16 protein-coding genes and 1 tRNA gene are annotated in these 15,207 nt (G+C 34.8%); 15 read left to right on the top strand and 2 right to left on the bottom strand.

The genetic code is table 11. The features are described from left to right. The first annotated feature begins 2 nt into the window (after positions 1-2). The 15 genes from DNG35_RS03500 to DNG35_RS03430 all read left to right on the top strand — a co-directional run bounded on the left by DNG35_RS03500 (position 3) and on the right by DNG35_RS03430 (position 12,399). Positions 3-431 carry a polymer-forming cytoskeletal protein gene (locus tag DNG35_RS03500; RefSeq protein WP_111126368.1) on the top strand — a complete coding sequence of 143 codons (429 nt, stop codon included), beginning with the start codon at positions 3-5 and terminating at the stop codon, positions 429-431. Further along, positions 382-624: an AtpZ/AtpI family protein gene (locus tag DNG35_RS03495; protein WP_199489094.1), complete on the top strand. Its 243-nt coding sequence runs from the start codon at positions 382-384 to the stop codon at positions 622-624. Before DNG35_RS03500 ends, DNG35_RS03495 begins: the two co-directional genes overlap by 50 nt. Then, positions 614-1,006 (top strand): DUF6168 family protein, encoded by a 393-nt coding sequence (locus DNG35_RS03490; RefSeq protein WP_111126366.1) that lies wholly within the window; start codon positions 614-616, stop codon positions 1,004-1,006. Before DNG35_RS03495 ends, DNG35_RS03490 begins: the two co-directional genes overlap by 11 nt. Before the next feature lie 97 nt (positions 1,007-1,103). Then, entirely contained in the window at positions 1,104-2,192 is a 1,089-nt protein-coding gene (gene atpB / locus DNG35_RS03485) for a F0F1 ATP synthase subunit A (protein ID WP_199489093.1), read from the top strand. A 33-nt stretch (positions 2,193-2,225) separates the two neighbouring features. After that, positions 2,226-2,417 (top strand): ATP synthase F0 subunit C, encoded by a 192-nt coding sequence (atpE, locus tag DNG35_RS03480; protein ID WP_053970734.1) that lies wholly within the window; start codon positions 2,226-2,228, stop codon positions 2,415-2,417. Positions 2,418-2,501: 84 nt separating this feature from the next. Continuing rightward, a complete protein-coding gene (locus DNG35_RS03475) occupies positions 2,502-3,002 on the top strand; it encodes a F0F1 ATP synthase subunit B (RefSeq protein ID WP_111126365.1) in 501 nt (166 codons plus the stop codon). Between the two features lie 7 nt (positions 3,003-3,009). Continuing rightward, positions 3,010-3,561 (top strand): ATP synthase F1 subunit delta, encoded by a 552-nt coding sequence (gene atpH, locus DNG35_RS03470; RefSeq protein ID WP_111126364.1) that lies wholly within the window; start codon positions 3,010-3,012, stop codon positions 3,559-3,561. 38 nt (positions 3,562-3,599) lie between these two features. Continuing rightward, entirely contained in the window at positions 3,600-5,180 is a 1,581-nt protein-coding gene (gene atpA, locus DNG35_RS03465; RefSeq protein ID WP_111126363.1) for a F0F1 ATP synthase subunit alpha, read from the top strand. Positions 5,181-5,249: 69 nt separating this feature from the next. Beyond that, complete coding sequence (gene atpG / locus DNG35_RS03460; RefSeq protein WP_111126362.1) at positions 5,250-6,128, top strand: ATP synthase F1 subunit gamma; 879 nt, start codon at positions 5,250-5,252, stop codon at positions 6,126-6,128. 90 nt (positions 6,129-6,218) lie between these two features. After that, on the top strand, positions 6,219-7,664 hold the full coding sequence (locus DNG35_RS03455; protein WP_233494442.1) for a polysaccharide biosynthesis C-terminal domain-containing protein: 1,446 nt from the start codon (positions 6,219-6,221) through the stop codon (positions 7,662-7,664). Next, on the top strand, positions 7,642-8,076 hold the full coding sequence (gene dut, locus DNG35_RS03450) for a dUTP diphosphatase (protein WP_111126361.1): 435 nt from the start codon (positions 7,642-7,644) through the stop codon (positions 8,074-8,076). Before DNG35_RS03455 ends, dut begins: the two co-directional genes overlap by 23 nt. A gap of 14 nt (positions 8,077-8,090) precedes the next feature. Beyond that, on the top strand, positions 8,091-9,107 hold the full coding sequence (locus DNG35_RS03445) for a sugar phosphate nucleotidyltransferase (RefSeq protein WP_111126360.1): 1,017 nt from the start codon (positions 8,091-8,093) through the stop codon (positions 9,105-9,107). A gap of 41 nt (positions 9,108-9,148) precedes the next feature. Further along, positions 9,149-10,399, top strand: a complete 1,251-nt coding sequence (locus DNG35_RS03440) for a tetratricopeptide repeat protein (protein ID WP_158524866.1) — start codon at positions 9,149-9,151, stop codon at positions 10,397-10,399. 10 nt (positions 10,400-10,409) lie between these two features. Beyond that, entirely contained in the window at positions 10,410-11,186 is a 777-nt protein-coding gene (locus tag DNG35_RS03435) for a DUF4292 domain-containing protein (protein WP_111126358.1), read from the top strand. After that, positions 11,179-12,399, top strand: coding sequence for a murein hydrolase activator EnvC (locus DNG35_RS03430; RefSeq protein WP_111126357.1), 1,221 nt, complete (start codon positions 11,179-11,181; stop codon positions 12,397-12,399). Before DNG35_RS03435 ends, DNG35_RS03430 begins: the two co-directional genes overlap by 8 nt. A 25-nt stretch (positions 12,400-12,424) precedes the next feature. On the opposite strand, the gene DNG35_RS03425 is transcribed toward DNG35_RS03430, so the two are convergent. After that, positions 12,425-12,498 (bottom strand) — tRNA-Ala (locus DNG35_RS03425). Continuing rightward, positions 12,499-15,201 carry a PD-(D/E)XK nuclease family protein gene (locus DNG35_RS03420; RefSeq protein WP_111126356.1) on the bottom strand — a complete coding sequence of 901 codons (2,703 nt, stop codon included), beginning with the start codon at positions 15,199-15,201 and terminating at the stop codon, positions 12,499-12,501. It lies immediately after the preceding tRNA gene. Positions 15,202-15,207: the final 6 nt, after the last annotated feature.

Below are 15,207 nucleotides of genomic sequence, written 5' to 3'. Positions count from 1 at the left end.
TCATGTTTTCAGAAAACAAAAAAGTAAAATCTACACCAAGTAAAACCCAAAACTCACAAAACAAAATTGCGCAGGGTGCCATTTTTAAAGGAACCATAGAAGCACAAGGAGATTTTAGAATCGAAGGAAAAGTAGAAGGCATACTTATGACCACGGGAAGAGTGGTCGTTTCTAAAACAGGAATTATCGATGGAGAAATGCAATGCACCAACGCTGATTTTGAAGGGAAACTTACCGGTATTTTAAAAGTAAAAGAAACGCTATCCTTAAAATCTACAGCGGTTATCGAAGGTGATGTGACTGCAACCAAATTATCGGTAGAACCAGGAGCAGAATTTAATGCCACGTGTAATATGAGCGGTAGCGTAAAACAACTGAATCATGAGTCAAGACCAGAACAACAAAAAGAACAAGCGGAACAAACAGCTTAAGAATTTTGCTTTGATGTCTGGCGTTGCCATTCAGATGGGTATTACCATTTATCTTTTTGTGATACTAGGAAAATGGTTGGACGACAAAATGGAAGGCGACGGAAAATTGTTTTTAATTATCGGAACACTCTTAGGAGTTGCGATTTCGATTTTTGTGGTTTTGCGACAACTCAAAAAGATAAATGAAGAGTAAATACTTTCTGAAATATATCTTTATCATTGCTATCTCTGGTCTTGTAGGCTTTTTTATACACCGATTTATCCTTTCCGAGCTAGTTATTTCTGCATCTTACTTGTTTTGGTGTTATTTTGCCAATATAATTTTAGCAGTTGTTGTTTTGTCTGTGCTCTATATATTAAGGAAAAAATTTAAAGATCAATTAGGCTTTTTATTTATGGCTGGAAGTTTTTTGAAGTTTGCTGCTTTTTTTATTTTTTTCTATCCTATCTTTAGAGAAGATGATGCGGTCACTAAAGTGGAATTCACTTCATTTTTTATTCCTTATGTAATTTGCTTAATCACAGAAACTTTAGGAGGAATCAAGCTTTTGGCGAAACAAAATTATGACGTCTAAAACGAGCTTTAAAAATTAATTAAAATATTGTAAATATTTGCTTTTACAATTTAATATAAAAGCATACCTTTGCACCGATTTTTAAGAAACTAAAAATATGTTAAAGGAAATTTCGACTAAGGCCTTTGCTTTATTTCTCTTGATGTTATCTTTTGGCATGAATGCTCAAGAAGAGGTTCATGAGATTGCTCCACAACACGAGGGTGATAAAGATTTAAAAACAGAAATCAAAGATTATATCAATCATCACTTACAGGATTCTTACGATTTTAGTTTGTATTCTTACGAAGAAAATGGCGAGCATCATTATGTTGGCTTTCCTTTACCTGTCATTTTATGGGATGACGGTTTAAAAATCTTTTCATCTTCAAAGCTAAATCATGGTGAGAGTGTTGCTGAGGTAGACGGTAATTACTACAAAGTTTTTCATGGAAAAATTTATAAAACAGACGCTCAAGGAACTATCAATTTAGACGAAGAGCATCACGCTACTAATGAAAAGCCATTAGACTTTTCATTTACCAAAAACATTTTTGTGATTTTTGCGGTGAGTTTATTTATGGTGTTGATGTTTGCTAGTATGGCAAAGTCATACAAGAAAAACCCACTACCATCAGGAATGGGTAGATTTTTAGAACCATTAGTATTGTTTATTAGAGATGATATTGCGATCCCGAACATTGGTAAAAAGCATTACAGAAAATATATGGGTTTTTTACTTACTGTATTTTTCTTTGTTTGGATTATCAACTTACTAGGGTTAACACCACTTGGTGTGAACGTAACCAACAATATTGCGGTAACTTTTGCTTTGGCTTTAATGACGTACCTGTTAACGACATTTACAGCAAATAAAAACTATTGGAAACATATTTTCTGGATGCCAGGTGTGCCTTGGCCGATGAAGATTATTTTAGCACCTATAGAATTATTAGGTACTTTTATCAAACCTTTCTCACTTATGATTCGTTTGTACGCTAACATTACAGCAGGGCATATCGTTTTAATGAGTATTATTGGTTTGATGTTTATATTTAAAAACTGGTTAGGAAGTTCGTTATCTTTCGGTTTAGCTTTTGTACTAGCGCTATTAGAATTATTGGTAGCTGCTTTACAAGCTTATATCTTTACAATGTTATCGGCATTGTATTTCGGGATGGCAAAAGAAGAACACCACGACCACTAATAAATTGAATGTTTAATTTTTAAATTATATATTATGACAATTCCAAACATTGTAGGAGCTGGTTTAATCGTAATCGGTGCTGGTTTAGGTATCGGTAGAATCGGTGGTCAAGCTATGGAAGCTATCGCTAGACAACCAGAAGCTTCAGGAAAAATCCAAACAGCTATGCTTATTGCAGCTGCACTTATTGAAGGTATTGGATTTGCTGCATTATTTGCTGCATAAAAATGTAAAACATCAACAGCAACGGTTGGTTGTTGTTGGTGTTTGATTTAAAAATTAACTTTTAGGTATTAAATACATTTTAAAATGGATAAATTAATAGAACAGTTTTCGTTTGGACTTTTTTTCTGGCAGTTATTACTTTTCTTACTTTTAGTTTTATTGTTAAGAAAGTTTGCTTGGAGACCTATTCTTAATTCAGTAGAGAAAAGAGAAACAGGAATCAAAGACGCTTTGGCTTCTGCAGAGAATGCTAAAAAGGAGATGGAAAATCTTCAGGCAGACAACCAAAAGTTGTTGAAAGAAGCAAGAGAAGAAAGAGACTCGATGTTGAAGGAAGCACGTCAGATCAAAGAAAAAATGATTGCTGATGCTTCTTCTGAAGCTGAGCAAAAAGCCAATAGCATTATTGCTTCAGCGCAAGAAGCAATCAAAATGGAAAAGCAAGCCGCTTTAAACGAGTTGAAAAAAGAAGTAGCAGCGCTTTCTATCGATATTGCTGAAAAAGTACTCAACAAAGAATTATCAAGCAAAAACGACCAAATGCAATTGGTAGATACAATGCTTGAAGATGTTAAGCTAAACTAATTGAACCATGGCGAGTAGTAGAGCAGCACAACGTTACGCAAAAGCACTGGTAGAATTAGCGGGTGAGAAAAATATTCTCGTTGAGGTAAATGCAGATATGCGTTTGATTCACCAAACCATTGCAGACAACAAAGAGTTGGCAAATGTGCTAAAAAGTCCAGTTGTAAAACCATCAGACAAACTTTCTATTTTAAAGAAGGTTTTTGATAATACACAAGATATTACCGGCAATTCGTTTGATGTGTTGGTGGATAACGGCAGAGTAGATCAGTTAGATAAAGTAGCGCAGAAGTTTATCGAGCAATACGATGCTTTACAAAATGTAACGGTGGCAGAAGTAACCACAGCCGAAGAATTAACTCCAGAAATGGAGAAAAAAGTACTTGATAAAGTACAAAGTCTTACAGGAAAGCAAGCAACACTAAAAAAGATAATCGATAAAACTATCTTAGGAGGTTTTATCTTACGTGTTGGAGATATTCAATACGACGCTAGTGTATCGGGTAACCTGAACCGACTAAAAAACAAGTTAAACAACAACGCATATATTTTAAATTAAATCACAATACTTAAAAAAGTATTATATAATAATTAATTATGGCAGAAGTAAATCCTGCTGAAGTATCAGCAATCATTAAAGAACAACTTTCAGGTTTTGAAGCAAAAGCTTCATTAAATGAAGTAGGAACCGTGCTTACAGTAGGTGACGGTATTGCTAACGTTTACGGACTTTCAAATGCACAATATGGTGAGCTTTTAGAGTTTGAAGGCGGTTTAGAAGGAATGGTATTAAACCTAGAGGAAGATAATGTTGGTGTGGTATTATTAGGATCTTCAAAAGAAATTAAAGAAGGAGACACTGTAAAACGTACCGAAAGAATTGCTTCGATAAAAGTTGGTGAAGGAATTGTAGGTCGTGTGGTGGATACTTTAGGAAAACCAATCGATGGTAAAGGCCCAATTAGTGGTGAAACGATCGAGATGCCATTAGAAAGAAAAGCTCCGGGGGTAATTTTCCGTGAGCCGGTAACAGAACCAATGCAAACGGGTATTAAATCTATCGATGCGATGGTTCCTGTTGGTAGAGGTCAGCGTGAGTTGGTGATTGGTGACCGTCAAACAGGTAAAACTACTGTTTGTATCGATACCATTTTGAACCAAAAAGAATTTTATGATGCAGGAGAGCCAGTTTACTGTATTTATGTAGCGATTGGTCAAAAAGCTTCTACGGTTGCAGGTATTGCAAAAGTATTAGAAGATAAAGGTGCTTTAGCATATACAACGATTGTAGCAGCAAACGCATCAGATCCTGCACCGATGCAGGTTTATGCTCCTATGACAGGTGCTGCGATTGGTGAATATTTCAGAGATACAGGTCGTCCAGCCTTAATTATATATGATGATTTATCAAAACAAGCGGTAGCTTACCGTGAGGTTTCGTTATTATTACGTCGTCCACCAGGACGTGAGGCGTATCCTGGAGACGTTTTCTATCTTCATTCAAGATTGTTAGAGCGTTCTGCAAAGGTGATTAACGATGATGATATCGCTAAAAACATGAACGATTTACCAGAATCTTTAAAAGATAAAGTAAAAGGTGGAGGTTCGTTAACAGCTTTACCAATTATCGAAACACAAGCAGGTGACGTTTCTGCTTATATCCCAACCAACGTAATTTCGATTACCGATGGTCAGATTTTCTTAACATCAGATTTATTTAACTCTGGTGTTCGTCCAGCGATTAACGTAGGTATTTCGGTATCGCGTGTTGGGGGTAACGCTCAGATTAAATCGATGAAGAAAGTTGCAGGTACGTTAAAATTAGATCAAGCCCAATACCGTGAGTTAGAAGCTTTTGCGAAATTCGGTTCAGACCTTGATGCTTCTACCTTAAACACGATCGAAAAAGGTAAGCGTAACGTAGAGATTTTAAAACAAGCACAAAACGATCCGTATCCAGTAGAAAACCAAATTGCGATTGTATATGCAGGTTCTAAAAACTTGTTAAGAGAAGTTCCTGTAGAGAAGGTGAAGGAATTTGAAGCAGATTATTTAGCTTACTTAGAAGCTAAGCATAGAGATACGTTAGATACTTTAAAAGCAGGTAAATTAACCGACGAAGCTTTAGAAGTGTTGACAAATGTTGCGAAAGAAATTTCGGCAAAGTATAAAAATTAGATTTGAGAGATGAGCATTGAGATTTAACTTTCTCAATGCTCATCACTAACGACTCATTACTAAAATAACATGGCAAATTTAAAAGAGTTACGTAGTAGAATTTCCTCGGTTTCGAGCACGATGCAAATCACGAGTGCGATGAAATTGGTTTCTGCTGCAAAATTAAATAAGGCACAAGAAGCCATCACGGCGATGCGTCCTTATGCAGATAAATTAACCGAATTATTACAAAATCTAAGTGCAACTTTAGATAGTGATAGCCAAAGTAAATTTGCAGAACAACGCGAAGTACAAAACGTATTGATCGTAGCGATATCCTCTAATAGAGGACTTGCTGGAGCTTTCAACTCGAGTATCATCAAAGCGGTAAACAATTTGGTTCAGCAGGAGTTTGCTGGAAAAAATGTGAGCTTACTTACCTTAGGTAAAAAAGCCAATGATGTTTTAAAGAAGACACAAAACATTCATAAAAACAACACCGATATTTTTGATCGTTTAGAGTTTGATTACAGCGCAGAAATTGCTCAAGAAATCATGGATGCTTTTGTAGATGAAAAGTATGATAAAGTAGTTTTAGTCTACAACCAGTTTAAAAATGCGGCAACACAAGTGGTGACTACAGAACAAATGTTACCCATTGTGCCAGCAGAAAAAGAAACCGAAGAAGTAAAAGAAGGCGGTTATGTACTTAATTATATTTTCGAACCTAATAAAGAAGATATCATTAAGGAATTGATTCCAAAATCTTTAAAAATGCAGTTGTTTAAAGCACTTAGAGATTCGTTTGCTTCAGAACACGGAGCGCGTATGACTGCGATGCACAAAGCAACTGAAAACGCAACCGAATTAAGAGATAGCTTAAAACTTCAGTACAACAAAGCACGTCAAGCTGCCATTACGAATGAAATCTTAGAGATTGTTGGTGGTGCAGAGGCGTTAAATAGTTAGAGTTTTAGCAAAAATGATAAATATTCAAGCCCTACAATTTGTAGGGCTTTTTTTTGTTATGTACTTTTAGCATTAAATGCAATAAAACGATTGGCACTAAAAAGATTCTTTAGAGATACCATTATTTATGGCTTAGCGACGGTACTTCCTCGTTTAATGAATATTGTTTTAGTGCGTCTTCATACCGACACTTTAGAAACTACAAGTTATTCAGATAATATATACTTTTATGTATATGCTGCATTTTTCAACGTATTGCTTACTTACGGGATGGAAACATCTTTTTTTAGGTTTTTTAGTAAAGCTAAAGAAAAAGGTCTTGTTTTTACAACGGCATTTACGAGTATTATTATAAGTACTTTTCTATTGATAGGAACAGCGTGGTTTTTTAATGAAGAGTTAGCTGCCTTTTTTAATCTTAGAGTCCATTATTTTAATTTATTGATAGCTATACTGGCATTAGATACACTCGTTGTTATTCCTTTTGCTTATTTAAGAGCCCAAGGCAGACCATTTAAGTATATGTTTATTAAATTAACTAATCTACTAATTTATGTAGGTTTAAACTTTTTCTTTTTGTGGTTGATTCCTACCTATAAGATGGAATTTCCTTTTTTCAATTCAGAAGATTTAGTCCAATATATTTTTATAGCTAATGTTGTCGCTAGTTTAGTCACGCTTTTTCTTTTACTACCTTACTTTTTTAAGGAAAAATTGCGTTTCAGTTATTCCATTTTTAAACAATTGCTCAACTACGGATGGCCTATTATGGTAGCAGGTTTGGCTTATGTAATTAATGAGAATTTTGATAAATGGCTCATACCGGAGATGATAAGTAAAGAAGTGAATGGTGCTTATGGTGCTTGTTATAAAATAGCAGTATTTATGACCCTTTTTATTCAGGGTTTTCGTTTAGGTGCAGAACCTTTCTTTTTTACTCATTCTGAAGAAAAAAATGCTAAACAAACATACGCCCTAATCATGAAATATTTTGTAGTGTTAGGTTGTTTAATATTAGTAATTATAACGGTCTACTTAGACTTTTTTAAAGAGCTTTTAGTAGATAATCCAATATATTGGGAGGCGATAGACATCGTCCCTGTTGTTCTTTTAGCCAATTTGTTTTTAGGGATTTATTTTAATTTGGCTATTTGGTACAAACTCACTGATAGAACAAAATACGGGATGTATATTTCGGTTATAGGAGCTTTAATTACGATTGCTTTTAATTATATAATGATTCCAAAAATTGGTTTTATGGCTGCTGCTTGGGCAACCTTATTGGCTTATCTAAGTATGACACTTATTTCCTATTTCTTAGGAAGAAAATATTATCCCGTTCCTTACGCTTTAAAAAGTATTTTGGCCTATTTATCAATTGCTGTTTTTATAGCGTTTATATCCTATTATAAATTTGATAATGATTTATGGATAGGAAGCAGCTTACTTTTTATATTTTTGATAATTATCTATGTAATGGAAAAACAAACTTTAATGTCATTAATGCGAAGAAATGAAAATAAAAATCATCAATAAATCCAAACACTCACTTCCCAACTACGAAACCACCGCTTCTGCTGGAGTAGATTTACGGGCAAACTTAGACGAATCGGTTAGCTTAAAACCTTTAGATAGAGCCATTATCAAAACAGGTCTTTTTATCGAATTGCCTGAAGGCTACGAAGCGCAAGTGAGGCCTAGAAGTGGTCTGGCTGCAAAAAAAGGAATTACCGTGCTGAATGCTCCAGGAACTATCGATGCCGATTATCGAGGCGAAATAGGTGTGATTTTAGTGAATCTATCGAACGAAACTTTTGTGGTCGAAGACGGAGAAAGAGTTGCACAAATGGTCATTGCCAAGCACAAACAAGCCATTTGGGAAGAAGTAGAAACACTAACCGAAACTGTTCGTGGTGAAGGAGGATTTGGCAGTACAGGAACTAACTAATCAAACATAAAAAAATGAAAATAATCGTACCGATGGCTGGTCGAGGCTCAAGATTACGTCCACATACATTAACCGTTCCAAAACCGCTTATTCCAGTGGCTGGAGAACCTATTGTACACCGTTTGGTAAAAGATATCGCCAAAGTACTCAAACAACCCATCGAAGAGGTGGCTTTTATCTTGGGCGATCCCGCTTTTTTTGGTGACGATGTAGTACAGAGCTTACAAAAACTCGGGCAAAGTCTCAACGCCAAAACTTCTATTTACCGTCAAGGTGAACCGCTAGGAACAGGCCACGCAATTATGAGTGCCAAAGATTCACTTTCGGGTCCTGCAGTCGTCGCTTACGCGGACACCTTGATCAAAGCAGATTTTGAGTTAGACGAAAAAGCCGATGCCGTAATCTGGACCAAAAAAGTAGATAATCCAGAAGCTTATGGGGTCGTTAACCTGAACGAGAGAGACGAAATCGTCGAATTGGTAGAAAAGCCAACAACTTTTGTAAGCGATCAAGCCGTTATCGGAATATATTATTTTAAGGATATTTCCGTTTTAAAAGGGAAGTTGCAAGAAGTATTAGAAGAAAATTTGATGCATGGAGGCGAATACCAAATCAACGATGGCATAAAAAAAATGATGGCTGACGGTAAAATTTTCAAAACAGGAACGGTTGATGAATGGATGGACTGCGGAAACAAAAATGTGACTTTAGAAACCAACAGTAAAATGCTTGGCTTTTTACACAAAGATAATGGGCAACTCATCCACGAAAGTGTAAAAAAGAACAATACCACCATTATCGAACCTTGTTTTATTGGTGAAAATACGGTTTTAGAAAACTGTACGATTGGGCCAAACGTTTCGATTGGGGCAAATTGTACAATAACAGATAGTGCTATCAAAAACAGTTTGATACAAAATCACACGGCGATAAAAAATGCCCAACTTCATGAAGCGATGATTGGCAATCACGCCAAATATGACGGCAATTTTACCAGAATTAGCATTGGCGATTACAGTATTTTAGAATAATGAGCTTGAAGCGAAATTTTTCATATCAACTTTGGTTGTTGGTGGGAATAATTTTTTCCACTCAAGTAAATTTTGCTCAAGAAATAGACGATCCCGATTTTGATTCGATTGCCTCGAAAAAGATCAATCAAGAAGAAAACCAGTTTCAGGAGAAGTTTTTTGATGCGTTGGCACAAAAAGCCATCGAAAACTACGACCGCGCTATAGATTTGTTGGAAGCCTGCAAAAAAATAAACCCAAAAGCAATTATTGTTGATTTTGAACTTGGGAAAAACTATAAAAGCCTTAAAAACTACACTACTGCAGAAGATTATTTACGAAAAGTTTTAACACAAAAACCTACCGATAATGATGTTTTGCGAGAACTTTACGAAGTTTATGCTTTGACACAAAATGCTGAAAAAGCCATCCCGATTGCTGAAAAGCTGGCAACTCAAAATGTCGATTATTACGAAGATTTAGCCAATTTGTATGGCTTGACCCATCAATATGAAAAAGCTTTAGCATCGGTTGAAAAATTAGACGAAAAGCGAGGCTTTAATGAGTTTCATCAAGAATTGAGAGGTAAAATTTTTGCAAAAGCAAAGAACCCTAATTTTGAAATGAATTATTTGCAAGAACAAGTAGATGGAAATTCGGCAAATCCAAACTTTTACTTGCGTTTGATGTATATGTACAAAACCACCAATCAGAAGAATAAAATGGTTGAAGTGGCTCAAAAATTACAGAAAAACCATCCTAATTCCGTCTTGAACGATTTTTATGGATATCAAGTTGCATTGCAAGAAAACAAACACGATGAAGCTGTGGTAAAAATAAAAAATGTTGTTCATCACACTGAAGATGAATCCGTTAAAAAAATGCTTTTACAAGATTTTGTAAAATTAGCACAGAGAGACACCAAATATAAAAATAGCTTGATGCAATTGGTTGAAAGCGAAATTACCGACCAAGAAATCATCGAAAATTATTATGTGAGTGAAGACACTAAAAAAGGTTATAACGTTTACATCAAGCAATTGGAGAACGATCCGACCAATTTTGAGTTGCTTAAAAAAGTCATCGAACTAGAGCTTGAACAAAAAGCCTACGATTTGGCTTACAAAAGGAGTAATGCAGCTTTAGAAATTTACCCGTCACAACCTTATTTTTATTATTATAAAGGAGTTGCGGCCAGCCAAATCGGCAAAAAACAAGAGGCAATAAATTTGCTGAAAGAAGGTTTAGATTATATCATAGATGATGAAAATCTAACTCTAAAGATAAATACTGAACTTAAAAAATTACAGTAAAAAAGATTAAATGATTCGTAAAATAGGTTTAATAATTTGCAGTTTTCTGTTTTTGGTTTCGTGCGGAGCTAAAAAAAAATTGCCTGTAGGCGAGGTTGCAGACAACGTTAGTACCAAAACTCTTGTCAAAGCCCATAAAGATGCAGAAGTAGATTTTAGAACGCTTCAGGCAAGAGTAAGAGGCGCATACAAAAGTGAAGATGATGAGCAATCTATCGCCATTGCTTTGCGAATGGAGAAAGATCAAGCGATTTGGTTAAGTGCTAAATTGGGCGGTGTGATTCCGTTGGCAAAAGCCTATATTACGCCAGGAAAAGTGCAGTTTTACGAAAAAATCAATCAAGAATATTTTGATGGTGATTTTCTCTTGTTGACCGATTGGCTCGGAACAGATCTCGATTTTGAGAAAGTTCAAAACATGTTTTTAGGACAAAGTATCTACGATTTAAACGACGATAAATTTAGCCAAGAAAACACTCCAACGGCTTATGTTTTAAAGAGCAAAAATGAGATTGTTCAGAAAGAATACCACATCAATCCTTCTCATTATTTGTTGGATAAACAAATCATTTCGCGAAAGCTAAAAAACCAAACCTTAACCATCACTTATGCAAATTATCAAAAAGTTGGAGAAGAATGGTTTCCTTACGAGATTAAAATTATCGCTCAAGAAGACGATAAAACTACACAGATAGAGATAGATTACCGCCAAATAGAAACCAATGTTGAGGTGACTTTTCCTTTTGAAATACCAAACGGATACGAAGAAATAAAAATAGATGAATAACAAGATAATCAAAATAGTGTTGGTGAGTTGCTGTTTTCTGATGGCTTTCGCCGGATTTTCACAAAGCGAAAAAGAAAAACTTGAGCAGAGGCGTTTGGAATTACGTCAAGAGATTCGTCAGATTAACTCATTATTGGAAAAAAACGTCAAGGAAAAGCAATCGGTTTTAACACAAGTAGAAGATATCGACCGAAGGATAAAAGCAACGGAGAACTTAATAAAGGTAACCAATCAAGAAGCCAATTTACTGACGCGCGAGATCAACACTAACACCAATAAAATTGCTGAGTTGCGAAAAGAATTGGAGGTTTTAAAAGAAGATTATGCTAAAATGATCAGAAAGTCATACAAGAGCAAATCACAACAAAGCCGTATTATGTTTTTATTGTCTTCCGAAAACTTTTTACAAGCCTACAAGCGTATGCAATATATGAAGCAATATGCCAATTATCGTGAGCAGCAAGGGGAAGAAATCAAATCACAAACCTTGGCATTGCAAGAGCTTAATAAAAAGTTGGTCGATCAGAAAAAAGAAAAGGAAAAACTGCTTACTGAAAATAGAGAAACCCAAAGTAAACTACTAAAAGATAAGAAAACGCAAGAAGCTTTAGTAGCGCAGATACAAGCCAAAGCAGGAACCTTTAAAAAGCAATTGGCAACACGACAACAAGAAATTTCTAGGATAGATGCTCAGATAGAAAAACTGATTAGAGAAGCGATTGCCGCCGAAAATGCCAAAAAAGGAAAATCGAGCAATACTTCTACCTTCGAGTTGACCCCAGAAGCCAAAGAATTGGCAGACAATTTTACCGCCAATAAAGGAAAATTACCTTGGCCAGTAAAGTCTGGAAATGTCTCGATGCGTTTTGGAGTTCATCCGCATCCTGTGGTGCGAACAACGACCATAAAAAGTAATGGGGTTCGAATAGAAACCAACGAAAACGAGGCTGTAAAATCTATTTTTAACGGTCAAGTGATTAAAATACAAGCTATCAAAGGAGCCAATAAAGCCGTGATGATTGCCCATGGTAATTACATTTCGGTATATAACAACCTTTCTAGTGTAAGTGTTCAAACGGGCGATAAAGTGACGACAGGGCAAACTATTGGTAGAGTTGGTCACGCGACTTCTACCGGAAGACCAACGGTCTTTTTTTATATCCTTAAAAACACACAGTATTTAGATCCAGCCACGTGGGTTTATAAAATGTAAAAATCCGCTTTAAGCGGATTTTTTGTGGAGAATACCGGATTCGAACCGGTGGCCTTTTGGCTGCCAGCCAAACGCTCTAGCCAACTGAGCTAATTCCCCCTAAAATTTGACTTCTTTGAGCTCTTTTTCTATAAAAGGAACTTCGGGATTGCAGATTTCTGCAATCAGTTCTGAAAGAATTTGGTCAAATGTAAGTAAAGTTTCTTTAGAAATAAAATTGTTTTTATCTTCTTTAAAAGGTAAAAAACCTGCTTTCATATTTTTAAAAGAAATCACGCCAATCTGTGTAGTATCAAATTCATTGTCCTGGATTTCCATTTTGGCGTAACACAGCACTTGAAAAGCTTTGCTGTACTTTTCGTCCTCTTGTAGAAGCGACCAATCTTTTACTGTTAAATCGGTTGGTAAGACTTTACCAGTTTTGTAATCGATAATACGCTTTTGTCCATTCATGAGGTCTATTCTGTCTACTTTTCCGCGAAGTTTTACAGGAAAATCTAACGGTAAGTTATTGAGTTCGCAGCTTGATGGTTTTTCTAACGAAACGATTTTGATATCGTTTTGAGAAATCAATTCCTGCTCTATTTTCAAGAAATTGTAAACATATTTTTTGGCGACTTCATACACCAAATAGTTTTTTCCAGAAGCTATATTTTTTATTTGGTTATTTTCTTGAAACTGCTTTTTTAATTCTACTTCAAAAACGTCAAGACAATGTTCTATATCTTCATTTTGTAAAATTTTACCTTTAAAATCTTGATATAAATTTTCTAAAGTATCGTGTATAATCGTTCCGAACGTGTTGCTTTCGATAACTTCCTCAAGGCTATTTTCGTCTTTAATCTCAAGAATATAACGCTTGTAAAAATCTATCGGATTCCTGATGTAAGTAGTTAATGCCGAAGGTGAAAAACCATAACTTGCGAAGTCTTTTATTTTTTCAATCACTTCGGGTGTTTTTTCAATCACTAAAAGTTCTTTTTGAGCGGTTTTACTGTAAAAGTTAACTTGTTTCGGCTCTATGTTTTTTTCTATTTCTAACTGGGTAACAAACCTACTTTTTTCACCTCCGTAAACACCTTCTTGTTCGGTATTATACAAGATATATACGTTTTCTGCTCTTTGTAGAAGCCTATAAAAATGATAAGCATAAATGGCATCTTTTTCTTTGTAGGTTGGTAAGCCGTATTCCTTTTTTAGATCATAAGAAATATAAGAATTTACAGATTTCCCTGAAGGTAATAAACCTTCGTTGACGTTGGTAAGGATAATATTTTTAAAATCGAGACACCGCGTTTCTAACATTCCCATTAGTTGTAAGCCTTCGTAAGCTGAACCCTGATAGTCTAAACTTTTTTGCTGTAAAGAAGCCTTATAAAACAGGTAGAGTGTTTTAATATCAATATCCAATTGATAATTGGAAAGATTATTTTTTAGTTCTACAAACAATTGATGAATATGAAATAGACTCTCTAATTCTAAAGTATCTTCTTTTTTGAGCTTGCTCTTGATGTGCACTATGATTTTGAAAATAGCATTTAAAAAACTTTCGCTGGAATCATATTTTTGAAAGAAAGTGGTAAAAAATTCACTTTGAGTGAGATTCAAGTTCTTTATTTCACTCAATTTGAGGTAAATAATATTATTGGAAATAAGGTGTTTTTCAAGTGTTTTGGCATCACTCCCAATAACTTTTTGAATAAGTGGATGCTTTAGAAAGCCAATAATTTGCTTATAATAGATGTCTTGTTTCTGGTCTTTTTGATGAGCGAAGAAAATATCAAATAATTTCGAAGCATGTGTTTGAGCCAACGGAAAGCCCATAGTAATATTTATCTCATCAATTTTATCAGGTAATGAATTGATGACAATGGGCAGCATGGCTTCATCATTTAGTACAATAGCGGTTTGTTTTATTTCTTCTGAAGGTAAATCTTCCAAAACTTGATAAACTGCTTTCGCTTGGCCAATATTTTTGGCAATACCCAAAAGTTGAATATTTTTAGGTTGGGCATAATTGTTTCGAATAAAATAAAAAGGCTTGTTTTGGAAGATGTGCCACGTCTTTTTATATTTTTTTAGAAACAAAGCAGCACTGTGTTCATAATTGGTTTGCATAAAAGCTTCATCTGCATCCCAGAATACTTCTCCTTTTCCCTTTTCTATGAATTGTTGGAATATATATTGCTCGGCATTATTTAATGCGTTAAAACCTAAAAAAAAGTGTTTAGAATTGCTTTTTGAAATATATTTATGAATGTCTTCTGCAGCTTTTCGGTAAACTAAACCTTGATAAGCTTTTTGTTGATTTAACAAGTTCTTTTTTAATTGTTGATAGAGTTGAGGTAGGTTCTGCCAAAAATCTAAATAACTGTCTAAAATATCGGAAGTTCCTTTTAAGAAGAGATAATTGGTTTCTTGAATATTTGATAAGTAAGTAAAAAACTGTTGGTCATCGATAAGGTATCGATCTATTTCATTAAAATCATGAATGATGGTTTGCGACCAATTGAAAAAATCGTTGAGGTTTTCTTGCTTTTCTTTAGGAACAATTGCTTTGTATACCTTATAAAATTCTAATGTTGTTTCAATAAAAGATAAACTTTGAAGTTGGGTTATGTCTTCAATAAATTCTTCTATGCTTAGAATTTTTGGAGCAAAAACAGTGTGTTTTATTTTCTTTTTAAAAAGGTGTTTTAAGAACCCGACAGCACGTTTACTCGGTAGTATAAAAGTGAGTTTTTCTATTTCACTTTCTGTTTCTAAAATATGGTCTATGGATTCCTCTAAAAAACTTTTCATATACCT

The organism is Mesonia sp. K7, assembly GCF_003233725.1.
GTDB lineage: Bacteria > Bacteroidota > Bacteroidia > Flavobacteriales > Flavobacteriaceae > Mesonia.
The sequence above is the reverse complement of the archived record's forward strand: the minus strand, read 5'-3'. Positions and strand labels throughout refer to the sequence as shown.